The 21,981-nt window shown below is 70.2% G+C and carries 22 protein-coding genes; 13 read left to right on the top strand and 9 right to left on the bottom strand.

The features are described 5' to 3' along the window. Nucleotides 1-60: 60 nt before the first annotated feature. From AC068B_RS08170 to AC068B_RS08130, 9 genes are all read left to right on the top strand, one after another. Nucleotides 61-1,305, top strand: coding sequence for a M20 family metallopeptidase (locus tag AC068B_RS08170; protein WP_478670293.1), 1,245 nt, complete (start codon nt 61-63; stop codon nt 1,303-1,305). Between the two features lie 144 nt (nt 1,306-1,449). Further along, nucleotides 1,450-2,550, top strand: coding sequence for a BMP family lipoprotein (locus AC068B_RS08165; protein WP_478669829.1), 1,101 nt, complete (start codon nt 1,450-1,452; stop codon nt 2,548-2,550). A 231-nt stretch (nt 2,551-2,781) separates the two neighbouring features. Next, complete coding sequence (locus tag AC068B_RS08160) at nt 2,782-3,834, top strand: BMP family lipoprotein (protein ID WP_478669827.1); 1,053 nt, start codon at nt 2,782-2,784, stop codon at nt 3,832-3,834. Nucleotides 3,835-4,194: 360 nt separating this feature from the next. After that, a complete protein-coding gene (locus AC068B_RS08155) occupies nt 4,195-5,712 on the top strand; it encodes an ABC transporter ATP-binding protein (protein WP_478669825.1) in 1,518 nt (505 codons plus the stop codon). Then, nucleotides 5,709-6,857 (top strand): ABC transporter permease, encoded by a 1,149-nt coding sequence (locus AC068B_RS08150; RefSeq protein WP_478669824.1) that lies wholly within the window; start codon nt 5,709-5,711, stop codon nt 6,855-6,857. The genes AC068B_RS08155 and AC068B_RS08150 overlap by 4 nt, the downstream gene beginning before the upstream one ends. Next, complete coding sequence (locus AC068B_RS08145) at nt 6,854-8,116, top strand: ABC transporter permease (protein WP_478669821.1); 1,263 nt, start codon at nt 6,854-6,856, stop codon at nt 8,114-8,116. Before AC068B_RS08150 ends, AC068B_RS08145 begins: the two co-directional genes overlap by 4 nt. Continuing rightward, nucleotides 8,113-8,514: a cytidine deaminase gene (locus AC068B_RS08140; RefSeq protein WP_356251163.1), complete on the top strand. Its 402-nt coding sequence runs from the start codon at nt 8,113-8,115 to the stop codon at nt 8,512-8,514. Before AC068B_RS08145 ends, AC068B_RS08140 begins: the two co-directional genes overlap by 4 nt. 120 nt (nt 8,515-8,634) lie before the next feature. Next, on the top strand, nt 8,635-9,912 hold the full coding sequence (locus AC068B_RS08135; protein ID WP_478669820.1) for a thymidine phosphorylase: 1,278 nt from the start codon (nt 8,635-8,637) through the stop codon (nt 9,910-9,912). Nucleotides 9,913-10,088: 176 nt separating this feature from the next. Continuing rightward, nucleotides 10,089-10,460, top strand: a complete 372-nt coding sequence (locus AC068B_RS08130; RefSeq protein ID WP_478669818.1) for an STAS domain-containing protein — start codon at nt 10,089-10,091, stop codon at nt 10,458-10,460. Here the strand turns inward: AC068B_RS08130 and AC068B_RS08125 are convergent. Further along, a complete protein-coding gene (locus tag AC068B_RS08125; RefSeq protein WP_468556289.1) occupies nt 10,371-11,354 on the bottom strand; it encodes a sigma-70 family RNA polymerase sigma factor in 984 nt (327 codons plus the stop codon). The genes AC068B_RS08130 and AC068B_RS08125 overlap by 90 nt on opposite strands. 110 nt (nt 11,355-11,464) lie before the next feature. Next, nucleotides 11,465-12,769: an MFS transporter gene (locus AC068B_RS08120; RefSeq protein WP_478669816.1), complete on the bottom strand. Its 1,305-nt coding sequence runs from the start codon at nt 12,767-12,769 to the stop codon at nt 11,465-11,467. 62 nt (nt 12,770-12,831) lie between these two features. Between AC068B_RS08120 and AC068B_RS08115 the strand changes: the two genes are divergently transcribed. Next, nucleotides 12,832-13,803 (top strand): LysR family transcriptional regulator, encoded by a 972-nt coding sequence (locus AC068B_RS08115; protein WP_478669815.1) that lies wholly within the window; start codon nt 12,832-12,834, stop codon nt 13,801-13,803. Nucleotides 13,804-13,848: 45 nt separating this feature from the next. Here the strand turns inward: AC068B_RS08115 and AC068B_RS08110 are convergent, their stop codons facing one another. Then, the gene (locus AC068B_RS08110; RefSeq protein ID WP_356251145.1) at nt 13,849-14,613 is read right to left on the bottom strand and encodes an alpha/beta hydrolase; all 765 of its coding nucleotides are present in this window, start codon (nt 14,611-14,613) and stop codon (nt 13,849-13,851) included. Between the two features lie 102 nt (nt 14,614-14,715). On the opposite strand from AC068B_RS08110, the gene AC068B_RS08105 reads away from it, so the two are divergent. Together AC068B_RS08105 and AC068B_RS08100 are read left to right on the top strand one after the other, a co-directional pair. Continuing rightward, nucleotides 14,716-15,885, top strand: a complete 1,170-nt coding sequence (locus AC068B_RS08105; protein ID WP_478669812.1) for an adenosine deaminase — start codon at nt 14,716-14,718, stop codon at nt 15,883-15,885. Between the two features lie 161 nt (nt 15,886-16,046). Further along, nucleotides 16,047-16,373, top strand: coding sequence for an ATP-binding protein (locus AC068B_RS08100; protein ID WP_356251140.1), 327 nt, complete (start codon nt 16,047-16,049; stop codon nt 16,371-16,373). Nucleotides 16,374-16,474: 101 nt separating this feature from the next. On the opposite strand, the gene AC068B_RS08095 is transcribed toward AC068B_RS08100, so the two are convergent. The 5 genes from AC068B_RS08095 to afsQ1 form a co-directional block, all read right to left on the bottom strand. Then, nucleotides 16,475-16,675, bottom strand: coding sequence for a PspC domain-containing protein (locus AC068B_RS08095; protein WP_478669810.1), 201 nt, complete (start codon nt 16,673-16,675; stop codon nt 16,475-16,477). A 91-nt stretch (nt 16,676-16,766) separates the two neighbouring features. Then, entirely contained in the window at nt 16,767-17,324 is a 558-nt protein-coding gene (locus AC068B_RS08090) for a VanZ family protein (protein ID WP_478669808.1), read from the bottom strand. Nucleotides 17,325-17,367: 43 nt separating this feature from the next. Next, complete coding sequence (locus AC068B_RS08085; RefSeq protein WP_356251130.1) at nt 17,368-17,967, bottom strand: hypothetical protein; 600 nt, start codon at nt 17,965-17,967, stop codon at nt 17,368-17,370. After that, on the bottom strand, nt 17,964-19,520 hold the full coding sequence (locus tag AC068B_RS08080) for an ATP-binding protein (RefSeq protein ID WP_478669806.1): 1,557 nt from the start codon (nt 19,518-19,520) through the stop codon (nt 17,964-17,966). The genes AC068B_RS08085 and AC068B_RS08080 overlap by 4 nt, the downstream gene beginning before the upstream one ends. Next, nucleotides 19,517-20,194 carry a two-component system response regulator AfsQ1 gene (afsQ1, locus tag AC068B_RS08075; RefSeq protein WP_033264947.1) on the bottom strand — a complete coding sequence of 226 codons (678 nt, stop codon included), beginning with the start codon at nt 20,192-20,194 and terminating at the stop codon, nt 19,517-19,519. The genes AC068B_RS08080 and afsQ1 overlap by 4 nt, the downstream gene beginning before the upstream one ends. A gap of 225 nt (nt 20,195-20,419) precedes the next feature. Between afsQ1 and AC068B_RS08070 the strand changes: the two genes are divergently transcribed. Then, nucleotides 20,420-21,145 (top strand): SigE family RNA polymerase sigma factor, encoded by a 726-nt coding sequence (locus AC068B_RS08070; protein ID WP_478669804.1) that lies wholly within the window; start codon nt 20,420-20,422, stop codon nt 21,143-21,145. 147 nt (nt 21,146-21,292) lie between these two features. Here the strand turns inward: AC068B_RS08070 and AC068B_RS08065 are convergent, their stop codons facing one another. Beyond that, nucleotides 21,293-21,934 carry a uridine kinase family protein gene (locus AC068B_RS08065; protein ID WP_468556310.1) on the bottom strand — a complete coding sequence of 214 codons (642 nt, stop codon included), beginning with the start codon at nt 21,932-21,934 and terminating at the stop codon, nt 21,293-21,295. Between the last annotated feature and the right edge of the window lie 47 nt (nt 21,935-21,981).

Here is a 21,981-nt window from a genome sequence, read left to right as displayed (position 1 = left end):
TGTTGATCGTGGGTCAGTTGGCCCCGTCGTCGCCTTACCCTTCACAGGGTGAACCATTTGATGTCCCGCGAGTCCGAAGCCGAGCCGGGAGCCGAGTCCGCCCCCGCGGAAGCACTGCCCGGCGCGCTGCCCGAAGCGCTGCGCGCCGAACTGGTCACCTTCCGCCGTGACTTGCACATGCACCCCGAGCTCGGCAACCAGGAGTTCCGTACGACCGCGGCCCTCAAGGCCCGGCTCGAGGAGGCGGGCCTGGAGCCCCGTGTGCTCGCCACCGGCACGGGGCTCATCTGTGACATCGGCGAGCCCCCGGCCGCGGGGCGCGGAGCGCGGCCCATGCTCGCCCTGCGCGCCGACATCGACGCGCTGCCCATCCCGGACACCAAGCTCGGCGTTCCGTACCGCTCCACCGTCCCCGACCGCGCCCACGCCTGCGGCCACGACGTGCACACCACCGTCGTCCTGGGCGCCGGGCTCGTCCTCGCCGAGCTCGCGAAGAAGGGCCAACTGCCCTTTCCGGTCCGGTTGATCTTCCAGCCCGCCGAGGAGGTGCTGCCCGGCGGCGCGACCGACGCCATCGAGTCGGGTGCCCTCCAGGGGGTCGGCAGGATCATCGCCGTGCACTGCGACCCCCGGGTCGACGCGGGCCGCATCGGTCTGCGGCACGGCGCCATCACCTCCGCCTGCGACCGCCTGGAGGTCTCGCTCGACGGGCCCGGCGGACACACCGCGCGGCCGCACCTCACCACGGACCTCGTCACCGCCGCAGCCAAGGTCGCCACCGAGGTCCCCGTCCTGGTCTCCCGCAGGGCCGACGCCCGCTCCGGGCTCGCCGTGACCTGGGGCCGCATCGAGGCGGGCCACGCCTGCAACGTCATCCCGCAGCACGCCGAGCTCTCCGGGACCGTGCGCTGCCTCGACCTCGACGCCTGGCGGGACGCGCCCGACCTGGTGCACGGCGCCGTCCAGGAGGTCGCCGACCTCTACCGCGCCAAGTCCGAGATCAACTACATCCGCGGTGTGCCGCCCGTCGTCAACGACGCCCTGGTCACCGAGCTGCTGCGGGACGCGATGAGCGAGCGGCGCGGCCCGCACTCCGTCGAGGACACCGAGCAGAGCCTGGGCGGCGAGGACTTCTCCTGGTACCTGGAGCGCGTGCCCGGCGCCATGGCCAGGCTCGGCGTGCGCAAGCCTGGGGAGCGCACCGTGCGCGATCTCCATCAGGGCGACTTCGACGTCGACGAGACGGCGATCACGGCAGGGGTGGAACTCTTCACCGCCGCGGCCCTGTTGGATGCGATGCGTTAGGGGCACGACGGAGACGACGTACGGAACAAAAGCACGAAGAGGTAACGGCACTGCGAAAACCCGTTCCCCTCCCTTTCTACGCGCGTTAATGTGCGCCGAAATCAGCGCCGTTTGCGGCGCGTTGGCGATCAAGGGGTGCTTCCTGTGCGTCGTCTCTCTTCGAAATCTCGGAAATCTCGCGCCACTCACATCACCGCCGCACTCGCCGTCGTCGCCCTCGCGGCGGCAGGCTGCGGCAAGACCAGCAACGAGGCCTCGCAGGACGACGAGGGCAAGGACAAGGGATCCGCGGGCTCGTCGTACAAGGGCAAGGGCATCGGACTGGCGTACGACATCGGCGGGCAGGGCGACCAGTCCTTCAACGACGCCGCCTACGCGGGTTACAAGAAGGCCCGCGCAGAGTTCAAGATCGGCGGCGTGGACATGGAGCCGGGTGACGGCGAGTCCAGCGCCGACAAGGTCCAGCGCCTCGAACAGCTCGCCAGGCAGGGGTACGACCCGGTCATCGGGGTCGGCTTCGTCTACGCGCCCGCGGTGGAGGCCGCCGCCAAGAAGTTCCCCGAGACCAACTTCGGGATCATCGACGACAACACCGTGAAGGCGGACAACGTCGCCGACCTCGTCTTCCACGAGGAACAGGGCTCCTATCTGGCGGGCGTGGCCGCGGCGAAGGCGACCAAGGTCAAGCACGTCGGATTCGTGGGGGGCGTGGACATTCCGCTCATCCACAAATTCGAGGCCGGATTCGTACAGGGCGTGAAATCCATCGACCCCAAGATCAAAATTGAGAAGCGGTATTTGACCGAGAAGCCCGAGGAGGGTGGATTCTCCAGCCCGGACAAGGGGCAGAACGCGGCGAGCGGGCAGATCGAGGCGGGCGCCGACGTGATCTACCACGCGGCCGGTCTTTCCGGTCAGGGCGTCATCCAGGAGGCCGGTTCGCAGAAGAAGTGGGCCATCGGTGTCGACTCGGACCAGTACAAGCAGAAGGCCCTCGCCAAGTACAGGGACTACATCCTCGGCTCGGCGTTCAAGGACGTCGGCGGCGCGGTGTACGACCTGACGGAGTCGGTCGTCGAGGGCAAGCCGATGAGCGGCGAGCAGCGGTACGACCTGAAGTCCGGCCGCGTCGGCTTCTCCGACTCGAACCCGAAGTACCGGGAGATGAAGGACGTCGTCGCCGCCGTGGAGAAGGCGAAGAAGGACATTGTCGGCGGGAAGGTCAAGGTGAAGATCGTTCCGTAGGGCACGGTCCGGGACGTTTTACGTAGTACTGCGTGTGGCGACTGGGCGCCCCCTGTGAAGGGGGCGCCCACCCGTCGTTCGGCCCTCCGACACCCGGTGGCCACAGCTCGATAACGGAGCGGACAGAAGGGTTCTTATGTCAGGTCTACGCGCGTTACGCTGCGGCGAAATCAGCGCCAGGTGAGGCGCTCGTACGTGCTTGTGCTTGCTTGTACTAAGGAGTTCGTCTCTATGCGCCGGGTGTCTCGAATAGCTGTCGCGGGCGCCGCGACCGCCGCTCTTGCCGTAACCGTCTCCGCCTGTGGTGGCACGTCCAGCGACGCCGCCTCCAGCAAGGACGACAAGAACAAGGGCGTCGCCATCGCCTACGACGTCGGCGGCGCCGGCGACCAGTCGTTCAACGACGCCGCGACCGTCGGCATGAAGAAGGCCGCCGCGGAGTTCAAGACCGGCGAGAAGGCCGTCGAGCCGGTCGACGGCGAGTCGGACGCCGACAAGGCGCAGCGCCTGACGCAGCTGGCCAAGAAGGGCTACAACCCGGTCATCGGCGTCGGCTACGCGTACGCGCCCGCCATCAAGGAGGTCTCGGAGCAGTTCCCGAAGACCACCTTCGGCATCGTCGACGACGAGACGGTCAAGGCCGACAACGTCTCCGACCTGGTCTTCAGCGAGCAGGAGGCGTCCTACCTCGCGGGCGTCGTGGCCGCCAAGACGACCAAGTCCAAGACCGTCGGCTTCGTCGGCGGCGTGGACGTCCCGCTCATCCACAAGTTCGAGGCCGGCTTCGCGCAGGGCGTCAAGGACACCAACCCCAAGGTCAAGGTCGTCAAGCAGTACCTGACCGAGAAGGCCGAGGACGGCGGCTTCTCCAGCCCCGACAAGGGCAAGACGGCCGCGCAGGGTCAGATCGAGAAGGGCGCCGACGTGGTCTACCACGCCGCGGGCCTCTCCGGTCAGGGCGTCATCGAGGCCGCCGCCGCCAAGAAGGTCTGGGCGATCGGCGTCGACTCCGACCAGTACAAGCAGGACGCCCTCGCCAAGTACAAGAAGTACATCCTGACTTCGGCGACCAAGGACGTCGCGGGCTCGGTCTACAACCTGGCGAAGGCCGTCGAGGAAGGCAAGGCCAAGGGCGGCGTCGTCCGTGCCGACCTCGCCTCCGGCGGTGTCGCGCTCGCCGACTCGAACCCCGAGTTCCAGAAGATGAAGGATGTCCAGGCGGCCCTGAAGAAGGCCGAAGAGGGCATCAAGGGCGGCAAGATCAAGGTCAAGACCGCTCCGTAAGGCGTAGCCGCCTTGCCGACTGCCGTAACGGCAGCGTGATTCACGTGCAACGGGGTGTGGGGGACGATGGTTCACCCGCGCCCCGTTCGCGCGGACCCATCCCCGACTCCCCACGGCAGTGGGGGAGTCGGGACCGGGGAATTTCAGACCAGGGAAATTCGCCGAGAGCAGGGGCACTGCGCGCGTAGGCGGCCCCTTTCCCTCAGGCCCTTCAGGCCTTCCGGCCCCCGAGGAGAGTGCGCCATCGACGCGTCCACCAGCCCTCCGCCCACCGACAAGGCACCCACCGGCAAGGCGCCGACCGCCGTCGGTGGCACCGCCGTTGAGCTCAACGGCATCACCAAGCGCTTCCCCGGTGTCGTGGCCAACCACGACATCCACCTGACCGTCCGCAAGGGCACCGTGCACGCCCTCGTCGGCGAGAACGGCGCGGGCAAGTCGACCCTGATGAAGATCCTCTACGGCATGCAGAAGCCGGACGAGGGCACCATCACCGTCGACGGCGAGCAGGTCGCCTTCGGCAGCCCCGCGGACGCCATCGTCCGCGGCATCGGCATGGTGCACCAGCACTTCATGCTCGCCGACCAGCTCACCGTCCTGGAGAACATCGTCCTCGGCAGCGAGAAGCTGCACGGCATCGGCGGCGCCGCCCGCCGCCGGATCGCCGAGATCTCCGAGCGCTACGGCCTCGGCGTGCGCCCCGACGCGTACGTGGAGGACCTCGGCGTCGCCGACCGGCAGCGCGTGGAGATCCTCAAGGTCCTCTACCGCGGCGCCACCACGCTGATCCTCGACGAGCCGACGGCCGTGCTCGTGCCGCAGGAGGTCGACGCGCTCTTCGACAACCTGCGCGAGCTCAAGTCCGAGGGCCTGTCCGTCATCTTCATCTCGCACAAGCTGGGTGAGGTCCTCTCCGTCGCCGACGACATCACCGTCATCCGGCGCGGCACGACGGTCGGCACGGCGATCCCCTCCGAGACGACTCCGCGCCAGCTCGCCGAGCTGATGGTGGGCAGCGAACTGCCCACCCCCGAGACGGCCGAGTCGACCGTCACCGACCGCGCGATGATCCAGGTCGAGAGCCTCAAGCTGCTCGCCGACGGCGAGTCGGGGCGCGCGCTGCTCGACGACATCTCCTTCACGATCCACGAGGGCGAGGTCCTCGGCATCGCGGGTGTCGAGGGCAACGGCCAGACCGAGCTGATCGACGCGCTCATCGGCCTCAAGCACGCCGACTCCGGTGTGATCCGGATGGCGGGCGAGGACATCACCGGCACGGCGACGCGCAAGCGCCGCGAGGACGGCATCGGTTACATCCCCGAGGACCGCCACCGCCACGGACTCCTCCTGGAGTCCCCGCTGTGGGAGAACCGCATCCTCGGCCACGTCACCGAGAAGCCGAACGCGGGCAGCAAGCTGGGCTTCTGGCTGGACCTCAAGAGCGCGCAGGCCGACACCCGCCGCATCGTCGAGGAGTACGACGTGCGTACGCCCGGCATCGACGTGACGGCCGCCTCCCTGTCCGGCGGCAACCAGCAGAAGCTGATCGTCGGCCGCGAGATGAGCCACAAGCCGCGCTTCCTGATCGCCGCCCACCCCACCCGCGGCGTGGACGTCGGCGCGCAGTCGCAGATCTGGGACCAGATCCGCGAGGCCCGCCGCGAGGGCCTCGCCGTACTGCTGATCTCCGCCGACCTGGACGAGCTGATCGGCCTCTCCGACACCCTCCGCGTGATCTACCGCGGAAAGTTCGTCGCGGACGCCGACCCGGCCACCATCACGCCCGAGGAGCTGGGGTCGGCGATGACGGGTGCCGCCTCCGGTCACCTGGAACACGTCGAGTCCGGTGACGGCTCCGAGGAGGACGAGACCCGATGAAGAAGTTCGACAAGGAGCGTGTGCTCCTCGCGGTGGCCGGACCGGTCATCGCGCTGATCGCGGCCGTGGCGCTGACCTCGGTCGTGCTGCTCGCCTCGGGCAAGAGCCCGATCGAGCCGTACAGCCTGATGCTGGAGCAGGCCACGTTCTCCGACGTGCAGGTCCTGATCCTCAACCAGGCGGGCATGTACTACCTGGCGGCGCTCGCGGTGGCCATCGGCTTCCGCATGAACCTGTTCAACATCGGTGTGGACGGCCAGTACCGGCTCGCCGCGATGGTGACCGCCGTCGTCGGCACCCACCTCGCGCTGCCGTCCTTCCTGCAGATCCCGATGCTCATGGCGGTCGCCATGCTCACCGGCGCCTTCTGGGCCGGTATCGCGGGCGTCCTCAAGACCACCCGCGGCGTCAGCGAGGTGGTCGCCACGATCATGCTCAACGCCATCGCGACGAGCGTCATCGCCTACCTCACCCTCACCGAGAACTTCGGCGTCCCGGTCGGCAACAACCAGACCACCGGCGTGATGGAGAAGTCCGGCTGGTTCCCCGGCATCGAGGTGGCGGGCGGCGAGATCTACGGCTTCGTGATCATCTCGGTGCTCGCGGGCATCCTGTACTGGCTGGTCCTCAACCGCACCCGGTTCGGCTTCGACCTGCGCGCCACCGGCGCCTCCGAGTCGGCCGCCGCGGCCAGCGGTGTCAACGCCAAGCGCATGGTGCTCAGCGCCATGCTGATCTCCGGCGCGGTCTCGGGCCTCGCGGGCCTGCCGATCCTGCTCGGCGACACCCACACGTACAGCCTCTCCTTCCCCGCGGGCCTCGGCTTCACCGCCATCGGCATCGCGCTGCTCGGCCGCAACAACCCCGTCGGCATCGCCTTCGCGGCGCTGCTGTGGGCCTTCCTCGACAAGGCGTCGCCCGCCCTCGACTACGCCCAGCCGGAGGCGTACGACAAGGAGATCGCGGTGATCATGCAGGGCCTCATCGTGATCGCGGTCGTCGTCTCCTACGAGGAGGTGCGCCGCTGGGGCCTGCGCCGCCAGCAGCGCCGCGTCGGTGAGGAACTGGCCGCCGCCGCCCGCGCGAGCGGCAACAACGGCAACAACGGCAACAACGACTCCGTGAAGGAGGTGGCTGCCCGATGAGCTCGGCAACCGTCGCCAAGCCCCCGGCCAAGCAGCCCGCGCCGGGCCGCCGCCGCATCTCGCTCCCCGTCCTCCTGCTCATCGTCGCGGGTGTCCTGGTGCTGACCTCCGTGGTCCGCATCATCACCGGAGCCGACGGCATCACGTCCACCGGACAGATGTCGACGGCCCTCAAGCTCGCCGTGCCGATCGGCCTCGCCGGTCTCGGCGGCCTCTGGGCCGAGCGCGCGGGCGTCGTCAACATCGGCCTCGAAGGCATGCTGATCCTCGGCACCTGGTTCGGTGCCTGGGCCGGTTTCCAGTGGGGTCCCTGGACGGGCGTCCTGTTCGGCATCGTCGGCGGCGCGCTCGGCGGCCTGCTGCACGCGATCGTCACGATCACGTTCAACGTCAACCACATCGTCTCCGGTGTGGCCCTGAACATCCTCGCCCTCGGCGCCACCCGCTACCTCTCCACCTTCGCCTTCGAGGGCGAGGAGGGCGGTACGTCGAAGCAGTCGCCGCCCGTCGAGTCGCTCGGCAACTTCTCCGTGCCGGGCCTCTCCGACTGGCTGATGGACCTCAACGACAAGCACTGGTTCCTGGTCTCCGACCTCGCGGGCCTGATCGGCGGCCTGATCACCGACCTGTCACCGCTCACCGTGATCGCCGTCGCGATGGTCCCGCTGAGCTGGTGGATCCTGTGGCGCACGTCGTTCGGTCTGCGGCTGCGCTCCTGCGGCGAGAACCCGATCGCGGCCGAGTCGCTCGGTGTGAACGTCTACAAGTACAAGTACCTGGCCGTGGTCATCTCCGGTGGCCTCGCCGGACTCGGCGGCGCCTTCCTCTCGCTGGTCGCCTCCAACATCTACCTGGAGGGGCAGACCGGTGGCCGCGGCTACATCGGCCTCGCCGCGATGATCTTCGGTAACTGGATGCCGGGCGGACTCGCGCTCGGCGCGGGCCTGTTCGGTTACACCGACAGCCTGAAGCTCCGGGGTGGCGGCACGAACGTCCACGCGCTGCTCCTGCTCATCGCGATCCTGCTGGTCATCGGCGCGATCTACCTCGTGTGGCGCAAGCGGATCGTCCCCGCGGCGATCACCGCGGCCGTCTCCGCGCTGATGTTCCTGTGGTACGGCTTGACCGACGAGGTGCCCAACCAGGTCGTCACCGCCACTCCGTACGTGGTGACCCTGCTGGTCCTCTCGCTCTCCGCCCAGCGGCTCCGGATGCCGAAAGCGGACGGAATGCCGTACCGGAAGGGGCAGGGCAAGTGACGACCGCTGCCGCGGACACCGACTGGGACACCCTGCGGGAAGCCGCGCGCGAGGCGATGTCCCGTGCGTACGCGCCCTACTCGGGTTTCCCGGTCGGCGCCGCGGCCCTGGTCGACGACGGCAGGACCGTCTCCGGCTGCAACGTGGAGAACGCCTCGTACGGCCTCGGTCTGTGCGCCGAGTGCGGTCTGGTCTCGCAGCTCCAGCTGACCGGCGGCGGCCGTCTGACGCACTTCACGTGTGTGGACGGCAAGGGCGAGATCCTGATGCCGTGCGGCCGCTGCCGCCAGCTCCTGTACGAGTTCGGCGGCGCGGAGCTCCTCCTGGAGACGTCGTCGGGCGTGCGGTCGCTGGGGGACATGCTCCCCGACGCGTTCGGACCGCAGCACCTCAACTGACGGACGGCCCCGCCCCCTTGGAGATCTCGGGTGCGGGGCCACCTTCATCTCCCGGCTCTATGCGCGTAGAGTCGCGGCATATCTACGTACGTACGCCGTTGTACTGCTGGAAGGACTGCCATGGACGTCATCTCCGTCATCCGCACCAAGCGCGACCGGGGCGAACTCAGCGACGAGCAGATCGACTGGGTCATCGACGCGTACACGCGCGGCACGGTCGCCGACGAGCAGATGTCGTCCCTCGCGATGGCGATCCTCCTGAACGGCATGAACCGCAAGGAGATCGCCCGCTGGACCGCCGCGATGATCGCGTCCGGCGAGCGCATGGACTTCTCCTCGCTGTCCCGCCCGACCGCCGACAAGCACTCCACCGGCGGCGTCGGCGACAAGATCACGCTGCCGCTCGCCCCGCTGGTCGCCGCGTGCGGCGCGGCCGTCCCGCAGCTCTCGGGCCGCGGCCTCGGCCACACCGGCGGCACCCTCGACAAGCTGGAGGCCATCCCCGGCTGGCGCGCGCTGCTCTCCAACGAGGAGATGCTGAGCGTCCTGAACGGCGCGGGCTCCGTGATCTGCGCGGCGGGCGACGGCCTCGCCCCCGCCGACAAGAAGCTCTACGCGCTGCGTGACGTGACCGGCACGGTGGAGGCGATCCCGCTGATCGCCTCCTCCATCATGTCCAAGAAGATCGCGGAGGGCACGGGCTCGCTCGTCCTCGACGTGAAGGTCGGCACCGGCGCCTTCATGAAGAACATCGAAGACGCCCGTGAACTGGCTTCCACGATGGTCGAGCTGGGCACGGACAGCGGTGTCCGCACGGCGGCGCTCCTCACCGACATGTCGACCCCGCTCGGCCTGACCGCGGGCAACGCGCTCGAAGTCCGGGAGTCCGTGGAGGTCCTCGCGGGCGGCGGCCCCGCCGACGTCGTCGAGCTCACCCTCGCCCTGGCCCGCGAGATGCTCGACGCGGCGGGCCTGAAGGACGCGGATCCCGCGAAGGCGCTGGCGGACGGTTCGGCGATGGACGTCTGGCGCCGCATGATCTCGGCGCAGGGCGGCGACCCCGACGCGGAGTTGCCGGTGGCACGGGAGCGGCATGTGGTCACCGCCCCGTCGTCGGGTGTGCTCACCCGCCTCGACGCGTACGACGTCGGCGTCGCGGCCTGGCGCCTCGGTGCGGGCCGGGCCCGCAAGGAGGACGTGGTCCAGGCGGGCGCGGGGGTGGAACTCCACGCCAAGCCGGGCGACTCCGTCGAGGCGGGCGCGCCCCTCCTGACCCTCCACACGGACACCCCGGACCGCTTCGCGTACGCGCTCCAGTCCGTGGAGGGCTCCTTCGACATCGCCCCGTCGGGCACGGCGTTCACCCCGAACCCGATCGTGCTGGACCGGATCGGCTAGGAGCTCGGGGGTGTCCCGGGCACGCCGACTGCTGGGGCGTGGGGGTTGCTCGCGTAGTTCCCCGCGCCCCTGAGGGGCGCTCCGGTGCGGGGTCCGGGGCGGAGCCCCAGGCAGGTGCCCAGCAGCGCCGCGGCCTCATACCGATGAGTTCGGGTCGTTCCGGCAGTCACCCTTGCGTGGCTGCTGACGAAGAGAACCTCATCCGCATCGCGGGGCCGCTGGGCCCCGCCGACGTCCCGCACCTGTGCGAGCGCGTCGCCGAGGCCCGGCACGGGCCTGACGGAGGCGACGTGATCTGCGACGTCGCCGCCGTCACCACCGCCGACCTGCCGACCGTCGACGCCGTCGCCCGGCTGCAGCTCGCCGCCCGCAGGGCCGGGGGCCGGATCCGCCTCAGGAATCCCACCCCCGCCCTGCTGGCCCTGCTCGGCCTCGTGGGCCTCGTCGAACTCCTCGGCCTAGTCGTCGAGATGGAGGGGCATGCCGAACAGCGGGAACCACCGGGGCGTGTCCAGGAAGCAGTGGAAACCGGTGATCCGGCCCTCTGAGATCTCGATGACCTGGATCGCCCACGGAGCGAAGCCGCCGTTGTCCGGGTCGGGCTTGTAGTGCGCGAAGCCCGGGGTGCCGTTCACGTTCACCGGGACCAGGCGGCTGTTGGCACACGATGCGCCCACGGTGGTCATGAAGCCGGTGATGTCCGCCGTGCCGCGCAGCCACAGGTCGAACGGCGGCATCGTCATGACGGCGTCCTCGGCGAGCAGCGCGGTGAGCGCCGCCATGTCATAGCCCTCGAACGCGGTGACGTACCGCTCGAGGAGCTTCTGCTGGTCCTCGTCCAGCGGGTCGGAGACGGCCGTGTCGTCCTCCGGCCGCTCGGCGAGGGTGGCGCGGGCCCGCTGCAGTGCGCTGTTGACCGAGGCGACGGAGGTGTCGATCAGCTCGGCGACCTCGCTGGCCTTCCACGCGAGGACCTCGCGCAGGATCAGCACCGCGCGCTGCTTGGGCGGCAGGCTCTGCAGGGCGGCGACGAACGCGAGCCGCACCGACTCCTTGGCGATCGCCGCCTCCGCGGGGTCGCCGGGGGTGGGCAGGACGCGGGCGTCCGGGATCGGCTCCAGCCAGGTGTTGTCCGGGCGCGGGTTGAGCGCGGCCTGCGCCAGCGGGGCGGCGGCGGTCAGGTCCATGGGACGGGCGCGGCGGTTGCCCGCGTTCAGCATGTCCAGGCAGACGTTCGTCGCGATGCGGTACAGCCATGAGCGGATGCTGGAGCGGCCCTCGAACTTCTCGAAGCTGCGCCAGGCACGGACCATCGTGTCCTGCACGGCGTCCTCGGCCTCGAAGGCGGAGCCCAGCATCCGATAGCAGTACCCGGTCAGCTCGACGCGGTGTTTCTCCAGCGTGACGTCCAGATCGGCCGTCGTCCCTGCGATGTCGCTCATCCCAACCCACCCCTGCGTTGCGAGAAGAGCCCGATGCGAGGCCCAACACATCGGAAGCTACCGCAGCCCACTGACAACGGCCCCCGGAGTGGGAAAACCCGCAGGTGAAATCAGCAGGAGCGAGCCACGAGAGCACGCCGCTCCTGCGCCCGCGCCGCGTGCGAGCCCCACACCGTGACCGACACGACCCCGAGCACCGCGAGGATGCCGAGCCCCACGGTCCCGGCCCAGCCGCCCGCGTGGAAGGCGACCGCGCCGAGCGTGCCGCCCGCGCTGGAGCCCAGGTAGTACGCGGACTGGTAGAGCGCCGACGCCTGCGCCCGCCCGGTCGTGGCCGTCCGGCTCACCGACGAGGACGCGACCGCGTGACCCGCGAAGAAGCCCGCGGTGATCAGCACGAGCCCGAGCAGGACCAGGACGAGCGAGGAGGAGAGGGAGAGCAGCAGCCCGCCCGCCGTCGTGCTCACCGCCAGATACAGCGCGCCGCGCCGCCCGAGCCGGGTCACGAGCCGCCCGGCGGCCGCCGAGGAGACCGTGCCGACGAGGTAGACCAGGAAGATCGAGCCGATGACGCCCTGCGGCAGCGAGAACGGCGCCTCGGTGAGGCGGTACCCGATCACCGTGTAGACCGCCCCGAAGACGGTCATGAACAGCGCCCCGATCGCGTACAGCCTGCACAGGAGCGGGTTCGACAGATGCGTACGCACCGTGCGCGCGAGGGACTTGGGGCTCAGCGGCCCCGGGGCGAAGTGCCGGGGCGCGGGCAGCAGCACGCGGAAGGCGACCGCGCACAGCACCGCGACGACACCGACCACGCCGACCGCCGCGCGCCAGCCCCAGGCCTGCGCGACCCAGCCGGTGACGATGCGCCCGCTCATCCCGCCGATGGAGTTGCCCGCCACGAACAGGCCGATCGCGGCGACCAGCGCCTTGGGCCGCACCTCCTCGGCGAGGAACGCCATCGCGGACGCGGGGAGTCCCGCGAGGGCCGCGCCCTGCACGGCGCGCAGCGCGATCAGGACCTCGACCGAGGGGGAGAAGGGGACGAGGAGCCCGACGGCGACGGCGATGGTCAGCGAGGCGGTCATCATCGTGCGCCGCCCGTAGCGCTCGCTGAGGGCGCTCAGCGGAAGGACGAAGAGGGCCAGCGCGCCGGTGGCCGCCGACACCGTCCAGCTGGCCGTGCTCGCGCTCACGCCGAAGTCGGCGGAGACGAGGGGGAGGAGGGCCTGTGTGGAGTAGAGGAGCGCGAAGGTCGCGACGCCCGCGAGGAAGAGCGCGAAGCTCATCCGGCGGTAGCCGGGCCCGCCCGGGGTCAGCCGTGTGTCGGCGGAGGCGGGGGCGGGGGTGGCGGGGGACGACGGGGCAGGGGCGACCGCGAGGGTGGCGGACGCCCCACTACTGTCAGCAGGCATGCGAAGAACGTACGGCCGGTTTTCTGATGCGTCCAATGCATGGAAACCCCATAATCGTTCCCATGCAGCATCAGCAGAGGTCACAGCGGCGCGTGTCACAGAACAGTGATGCGCAGGACATCGTGACGCTGCTCGCGCCCCGTCTCGCGTACTTCGCGGGAGTCGCCCGCACCGAGCACGTCACGCGCGCCGCCGAGCAGCTGCGGATCCCCCAGTCGACGCTGTCCCGCGCCCTCGTCCGGCTCGAACGGGACCTGGGCGTGGACCTCTTCGCGCGCAGCGGCCGCACGGTCTCGCTCACCCCGGCGGGCCGCACCTTCCTCTCTTCGGTCGAGCGGGCGCTCGGCGAGGTGGAGCGCGCCGCCGAGTCGGTGCGGGCCGACGCCGACCCGGCGTCCGGCAAGGTCGCCTTCGGCTTCCTGCACACGATGGGCTCGGAGACGGTGCCCGGACTGATCCGCGCCTTCCGCGCCGACCATCCGCGCATCCGCTTCAGCCTCGTCCAGAACTACGGCGAGGCGATGCTGGAGCGGCTGCGCGCGGGCGAGCTCGACCTCTGCCTCACCTCACCCGTGCCCGACGCGCCCGACCTGGTCGCCCGCAGGCTCGACGAGCAGCGCCTGCGCCTGGTCGTGCCCGACGACCACCGGCTGGCCTCCCGCAAGCGGGTCCGCCTCGCCGAGACCGCCGAAGAGGCCTTCGTGACCCTGGAGCCGGGGTACGGCCTGCGCCGCATCACGGACGACCTCTGCCGGGAGGCGGGCTTCAAGCCCCGCATCGCGTTCGAGGGCGAGGAGGCGGAGACGCTGCGCGGCCTGGTCGCGGCGGGCCTGGGCGTGGCCCTGCTGCCCCCGCCCGCGGTGCCGCGCCCGGGGGTGGTGGAGCTGACGGTGACGGGGCAGCGGGCGGTGCGCGAGATCGGCGTGGCATGGCTGGACGGCCACCCGGACACGCCACCGGTGGCGGCGTTCAAGGAGTTCTTGCTGAGCAGAAAGGGCAAGCTGCTGCCGGATATCAGCCTGTCCGGCGATTGAGGACGAACTCGGCGAAGCCGGTGATGACAGAGCCCCGTCGCGGGGTCACCTTCGAAGCGACTGCCCAAAGCCGGAGGCAAGAGGCATCCGCAACCCCAACGGCGGCGGAGCCGCCAACGCATCCTCCAAGGGTCGGGCAAAGTCCGCCCCGAACAACGTGCCCATCACGAAGTCCGAGGCCAGCGCCAGGACTTCGGACTGGTGCTGGTGCAACCGGTGCCCGTCCGAGTGCACCTCGAACCGGCACACGTCCCGGTTCGCCTTCTTGGCCCGCTCGGCGAGCCGGAACGACAGCTCGGGATCGGTCCGCTCGTCGTTCGTGCCGTGCACGATGAGCACCCGCCGCCCCGCGAGCTGCTTCACCGGCTCGGGCGGCGCGGCCACGTCGTCCTCCGGCAGCCAAGGGGCCATCGCCAGCACGGAGTTGACCGCCGTGTGCCCGCCCGCGCGGAGCGCCGCGCGGCCGCCCATGTCCACTCCGGCGAGGCAGACGGGGACGTCGCCGTAGAGACGTACGATTTCGTCCACCGCCCAGTTCGTGTCGCGGGCGAGCTCCGCCTGCGCGCCGTTCCAGCCCCGGCAGCGGTAGTGCACGACATGCGTGGCGAGGCCCGCCTCCCGGCCGTCGTGGGCCAGTCTCCGGCCGAGCGCACGCACACCGACTCCCGCCAGCGGCGACGGCTTGCGGCTCGACGTCTCGGCGCCGCCGGGGAGCAGGAGCACCACTCCGCCGACCGCCGAAGGCGCCGTCCCGATCACACGCCCGAGCCTGGCCGCGCCCGCCGGCCCCGCGGTCCCTTCCTCTGCCATGACAGAACAGTGTCAGAAGCCATGGTGTACGCCACCCTTCCGCAGGGTCACTGTTACGTATCGACCAGTGAGTTCTACGCGCGTAGGCGCTAGAGTGCCGAAATGACGAGCCAGACACACACAGCCGGTCACACGGACCGTGAAAAGCCCAGCGCCGAGCAGATCCGCCGCGCCCCCAAGGTGCTCCTGCACGACCACCTCGACGGTGGCCTGCGCCCGGGCACGATCGTCGATCTCGCCCGGGAGAACGGGTACGAGGGCCTGCCCGAGACCGACCCCGACAAGCTCGGGATCTGGTTCCGCGAGGCGGCCGACTCCGGCTCCCTGGAGCGCTACCTGGAGACCTTCGCCCACACCTGCGCGGTGATGCAGACGAAGGACGCCCTCAAGCGCGTGGCCGCCGAGTGCGCCGAGGACCTCGCCGAGGACGGCGTCGTCTACGCCGAGATCCGGTACGCCCCCGAGCAGCACCTGGAGGACGGCCTCACCCTCGAAGAGGTCGTCGAGGCCGTCAACGAAGGCTTCCGCGAGGGCGAGCGCCGCGCGAAGGAGAACGGGCACCGCATCCGCGTGGGCGCCCTGCTCACCGCCATGCGGCACGCCGCCCGCGCCCTGGAGATCGCCGAACTCGCCAACCGCTACCGCGACTTCGGCGTGACCGGCTTCGACATCGCGGGCGCGGAGGCGGGCTTCCCGCCCACCCGTCACCTCGACGCCTTCGAGTTCCTCAAGCGCGAGAACAACCACTTCACGATCCACGCGGGCGAGGCCTTCGGCCTGCCGTCGATCTGGCAGGCCCTGCAGTGGTGCGGCGCCGACCGCCTCGGCCACGGCGTGCGCATCATCGACGACATCGAGATCGCCGACGACGGCACCGTCCGCCTCGGCCGCCTCGCTTCGTACGTGCGTGACAAGCGCATCCCGCTGGAGCTCTGCCCGACGTCCAACCTCCAGACGGGCGCCGCCACTTCCTACGCCGAGCACCCCATCGGCCTGCTGCGCAAGCTGCACTTCCGCGCGACCGTGAACACCGACAACCGTCTGATGTCGGGCACCAGCATGAGCCGCGAATTCGAGCACCTGGTCGGCACGTTCGGCTACACGCTCGACGACATGCAGTGGTTCACAGTCAATGCGATGAAATCAGCATTCATTCCTTTCGATGAACGCCTGGCCATGATCAACGACGTGATCAAGCCCGGATATGCCGAGCTGAAGTCCGAATGGCTGTTCCGTCAGACCGTCTCGACCAGCGCTTCTGTAGAGAGCTGACGTCATTGCGTTCGCGTTGAGCGACGCGTCGGCGGCCGGGGTTTTCGCACCCCGGCCGCTTTTCGTTTGCCCTTGGACCGTGATCCGGGCTGCTTACGGTCGTTGAACCGCTCAAACCCCCCTCCCCACATCCGTAAGCAATGACGCAAGGACACATTGAGATGAAGCAGTCTGTCGCCAAGTCCCTCGGTGTCGCCGCTCTCGGCGCCGCTTTCGCCGCCGCGGGCGCCGGTGCGGCGAACGCCGCCCCCGCCGTCGCCGACCCCGCGGCCGCCCTGGGCCCCGTCTCCTCCGTGGTGCCCGCCGCCGGAGCGACCGAGTCCCTGACCGCCGGGCAGAACGCCCTCGGCACCGGCCTGAACGCCGCCAAGCCCGTGCTCGAGAACGTCGCGAGCCCCAAGCCGGGCGGCCCGACCTCGCCGGTCTCCGGCCTCATCGGCGGCCTGCCCCTCGGCGGCAGCGGCGTCAACGGCCTGCCGCTCGGCTGACCGGACCCCGTCCGAACGCCCGATGGGGCGCCCCTCTCCGGAGGGGCGCCCCATCGTCGTGTCGTGACCACTAGGTGGTGACCACTAGGCCGTGGCCGCGGTCACCAGGCCTGGCGGGCCTTGCTCTCCGAGGGCAGCAGGAACCACAGCGCGATGTAGAGCAGGAACTGCGGGCCGGGCAGCAGACACGAGATCACGAAGATCACGCGCATCGTCGTCGCGGAGGTGCCGAAGCGCCTGGCAAGGGCTGCGCACACTCCGCCGATCATCCGGCCGTTGGTGGGGCGGGCAAGGGCGGTCATGTGGGGCTCCTTCGCGAACCGTGGAAGCGAGGCCTCTCTGTGTGCCTCGATACTTCGACAGTACGTTCACGAAGCAGGTCAAAGCATCGCTCTACGGTGCGATACCGACCCTGGGAATCGTCGGGGTCGGTCCCTGAGGGGCCTCCTCCCGGGGGAGGGCCGTGCGACGCTCCCCGTCATCTCCGCGACGGAGCCGCGCCCTGGCCGCGGGCACGACCGCGACGTGCGCCAGCGCCACCCCGAAGGTGTTCAGGAGCAGCGAGTCGATGTCGACGACCTGACCGGGCACGCCGGTCTGCAGCAGTTCGATGCCGAGCGAGAGCATCGCCCCGGCCGCGACCGTACGCACCAGCGAACCCCATGGTGAAACCACGAGCCTGCCACCGGCCAGCGGAAGCAGCACGCCGAGCGGGGCGAGCAGCAGCACGCTCTCGCCGATCCGGCGGGCCGCCTGCACACCGCCCAGCGCCAGGTCCGCCTTGATCCCGGCGAGCGGCTGCAGATTCGCGGCACTCACCCAGGGGACGTCCAGCGGGCGCAACGTGATCCACCCGACGAGCAGGAGATGTGCGACGAGGAGGAATCCTCCTGTCGCACGGAAGCGGATGGCGGGACTGTGGCCGCCCGAGCCTTGACGCACGTCCCCCAAGACGTCGGGGGCGGCAGGATCGGTTCCGCGTACTCGGTGGTGGTTACCGGACGGTTTTCACCGGGGGCGCCACGGTCCCTGGGCGGGAGCGCACCTCCGGAGTGCACTCGTAGCGCCGCAGCGGACTGCCCGCGGGGCCGCCCATGACGACCGTGCCGTCGTCCGACGACGCGTTGTCGGCCAGTGTGCACACGATCTGTGCGAGCGCGAAGGCGGACAGGTCCTCCGGCGGCGTGCTCAGGCGCAGCGCCTCCGCGGGGTCGCCCTTGCGCGCCCCGGACACGGTGGTGCCGCGGCGCACGTCCGTGGCGAAACCCGCCTGCTTCTCGGCCTCCGAGGGAGGCATCGCCAGCTCGTCGAGGAGGGCCTGCGCGATGCGCACCCGGTCAGTGGTCGCCTTGTCCGTGCGGAGCTGCACGTCGCGGTCGACGGTCACCAGCTGGGCCGCGCACACCAGGAAGACCTGCACCGGCACACCGCTGCCCGACTGCGACGCGATGCTGGAGCCCGACATCACACACGGCACCCGCGACGGCGCAGCGCCGTAGTCGGTCGGCACCTCGGTCGACCTGATCCCGCACCCGGCGAGCACGGCGGTGAGCCCCACGGCGGCGGCCACGGCACGGATACGACGCCCGTTCACGCCTGGTCCCCTTCCGCAGGCTCGTCCTCGTTGCCCTCGGTCTCGCCGCTGTCGCGCGGCAGCCACAGCGTGAAGACCGCGCCGCCCTCCGGCGAGTTGGCGGCGGTGATCTCGCCGCCGTGGATGTGCGCGTTCTCCAGGGCGATGGACAGGCCGAGGCCGCTGCCCTCGGACCGCGGCCGGGACGCGCTCGCCTTGTAGAAGCGGTCGAAGACGTGCGGCAGCACGTCCTCGGGGATGCCAGGACCGTGATCGCGTACGGCGATGACCAGCTTGGCGTCCTCCAGGCGGACCGACACCTCCACCGGGGAGCCGCCGTGCTTCAGGGCGTTGCCGATGAGGTTCGCCAGGATCACGTCGAGGCGGCGCGGGTCGAGGCGGACCATGATGCCGCGCTCGGCGTCCAGCTCCACCGCGTCCAGCCAGGCGCGGGCGTCGATGCACGCGGTGATCTGGTCGGCGATGTCGACGTGGTCCAGGACCAGGCGCGCGGTCCCCGCGTCGAAGCGGGTGACCTCCATGAGGTTCTCCACGAGGTCGTTCAGGCGGCGGGTCTCGCTCACCACGAGCCGTACGGCCGGTTCGATCATCGGGTCCACGGAACCGGTCTCCGCGTCGAGCTCCTCCTCGAGGACCTCGGTCACGGCGGTGATCGCGGTCAGCGGGGTGCGCAGCTCGTGCGACATGTCGGCGACGAAGCGCCGGGACGCCTCGTCACGGGCGCTCATGTCGGCGACCTTCTTCTCCAGGTTCTCTGCGGTCCTGTTGAACGTGCGGGACAGGTCGGCCAGCTCATCGGTGCCGGACACCCGCAGCCGCGTGTCCAGCTTCCCCTCGCCGAGCCGCCGCGCCGCGACACCGAGCCGGTGCACGGGTTTCAGCACGGTCGTCGCCGCGGCCTGCGCGAGCAGCGCCGAACCGATCAGCGCGAGCCCCGTCGCGATGGCCAGGGACCAGCCGAGCGAACTCAGGTCCTTCGCCTCCGGTTCCAGCGACTTGAGCATGTAACCGGTCGGGCCGCCGCCGATCACCTTGGCACCGCCCACCAGATACGGGGTGTTGTGGTCGACGGTCCGCTGCCAGTACAGGTGGTAGGGGCTCTTGTTGCCCGAGGTCAGCGGCTGCTTCTTGGCCACGGCCTTCTGCAGCGTGCCCGGCACCTTGGCCAGCGTGAAGGCGTCCAGGTCGGAGTAGCCGACGAGCTGGCCGCCGCCCTTCTTCTCCGCGACCAGGAGCACGCTGTAGCGCTGGCTGCTGTTCGCCATCTGCTCGGCGGTCGCCTGCAGTTCGGCCTGCGACACGTCGGCGGGCAGCGCGCCCGCACGGTTCTGCATCTGCTGGCGGAAGTCCTTGAGCGCCGCGTCCTGCGCGCGCGTCAGCACGGCCTCGCGGTTGAGCCAGTACGCGATGCCGGACGCGGAGACCGCCGCGGTGAGCGCCACGAGCCCGAACACCACGACGAGCCGCAACCGCAGACTCGTGAAGCGCAGCCCCGCCAGTATCGCCTTGCGCGCCGCGGCCCAGCCGCGGAGCTTGTCGTGCGGTTTGGTCACTGAGGCGTGTCCAGCCGATATCCGACGCCGCGCACCGTACGGATGAGGGTCGGCGACGAGGGCACGTCCTCGACCTTGGCGCGCAGCCGCTGCACACACGCGTCCACGAGCCGCGAGTCGCCGAGGTAGTCGTGCTCCCACACCAGACGCAGCAACTGCTGCCGCGACAGGGCCTGGCCCGGCCTGCGGCTCAGCTCCAGGAGCAGCCGCAGCTCGGTGGGTGTGAGCTGCAGGTCCTCGCCGTTCTTCGTCACGGTCATCGCGGCCCGGTCGATGACGAGCGAACCGAACGTCGCCGCGTCATTGGCCTCGCGCTCACCGCGCCGCAGCACGGCGCGGATCCGGGCGTCGAGCACCCGGCCCTGCACGGGCTTGACCACATAGTCGTCGGCGCCGGACTCCAGTCCGACGACCACGTCGATGTCGTCGTTGCGCGCGGTCAGCAGGATGATCGGCAACTGGTCGGTGCGCCGGATGCGACGGCACACCTCGAACCCGTCGATGCCCGGCAGCATCACATCCAGCACGATCAGGTCCGGCCGCTGCTCGCCGAGCAGCTTCAGGCCGTCCTCGCCGGTGGCAGCAGTGGCCACCCGATGCCCCTGGCGCGTGAGCGAAAGCTCCAGGGCCGTCCGGATGGCGTCGTCGTCCTCGATCAGCAACAGGGAAGGCACGGACGTCATTCTGTCCCATGTCACGGCCCCAGTTCGACTGCTGGAGCCTCCCCGGGCCCGTAAAGGGCAGGTAGATGCCCGCACCCACACGTGACCTTCACAGGTGGAAGGGGTCCCCAACCCCTGTGACAGGCCTGTGACAGTCGACGGACACCGTCATGAAGTGGCTGGGGCAGAGTTCTGGTCACACGGAAGAAGCCGGACTCCACCGACGGGGGGCGCAAGATGAATTCGCTGCACAGCACCAGTTCGAGCGCAGTTGTCACGCGTCTCCACGGCGTCGGGAGGGGGTCTGAGAAGTCCGGTGCCGTGAGCGGGCGGGGGTGCGCTCGCGGCACCGGGCGTCAGCACACCGGTTTGATGACGGTGGTTGACCAGGCTCACGGGGGAGCCGCGTACGGGGAGGGCTCGGGGGAGCGGAAGTCCCTGTCGGAGGCGGAGTTCACCGCCTACGTCCAGGAGCGCCGTGCCTCCCTGTACGCAACCGCCTACCACCTGACCGGCGACCGGTTCGAGGCCGAGGACCTGCTGCAGAGCGCCCTCTTCTCGACGTACCGGGCCTGGGACAGGATCAGTGACAAGGCCGCGGTCGGGGGCTACCTCCGCCGCACCATGACGAATCTGCACATCAGCGCGTGGCGCCGCCGCAAGCTGAACGAGTACCCGACCGAGGAGCTGCCGGAGACGGTCGGCGACACGGACGCGATGCGCGGCACGGAGCTGCGCGCGGTTCTCTGGCAGGCGCTGACCCGCCTTCCCGAACTGCAGCGCACGATGCTGGTCCTCCGTTACTACGAGGGCCGCACCGACCCGGAGATCGCGGACATCCTCGACATCAGTGTGGGCACGGTGAAGTCCAGCATCTGGCGGTCGCTCCGCCGGCTGCGCGAGGACGAGGTCCTCAGCTTCGGCCGTGACCAGGAGGAGTCCTTCGGCGAGTTGGTCGCCTGAGGGGCAGGGGGAAACGGGGGCCGTCGCTCCGGGGGGATGCGGCGGTGGCACGGGGGAAATCACGGGGGAATCAAGTAGAGGACCGGAAGGCCGGGGGGTCTTTCCGGTCCTTCTGCTTTCCCGTTCTGGCCGCACCTCGTGGCCTGCCTACGACGAGGCCTTGGCCTGCGCCTTCACGCACCGGCCCGCCGCCGCGGCGGCGACCCGCCCGAGCGCCTCGTCCTTCGCGCAGGGATGCGCACCCAGCGCCGTCTGCCGCGCCACGATGGCGCGCTCGGCCCGCATCAGCCGCCAGCCGCGCCGCAGCAGGAACGGCACGGACTTGCGCCCCTCCCGCAGATCCCGCAGCAGCCGCCGCCGGAACGTGGTCGAGGGCCGCCCCCGCAGGCAGATCGCGTCGGCGAGCACACCGAGCTCACGGCACCGCTCCACGATGTCCGCCGCGAAGATCCCCTCCGCGACGAAGAGCGGCGTGCGCTCGATGTCCAGGGCCTCCTGCCCGACGCGCGCACTGATCGAGATGTCGTACACCGGCACGTTCGTGCGCCCCGTCCGGCACAGCTCCTCGATGGCGGCGACGGCCACGTCGGCGTCCCAGGAGGCCGGGGAGTCCCAGTCGATGTCCGAACTGCCCGGAACCTGCGGCAACGTGGGGTCGCCCGCCTCCTTGTAGAAGTCGTCCAGACAGAGCACGGGCAGCCCCGAGCGGGCGGCGAACGACGACTTCCCCGAGCCGGAGGGGCCTGTCAGCAGCACGACGCGGGTCGGTATCGGGGGATGGGAACCCAATTCTCTGAGCCTTTGCAGCCGGGGTGGACCGCATCTCCCGACACGGT

The sequence above is a fragment of the Streptomyces sp. NPDC042371 genome, from assembly GCF_056437465.1.
The sequence above is the reverse complement of the archived record's forward strand: the minus strand, read 5'-3'. Positions and strand labels throughout refer to the sequence as shown.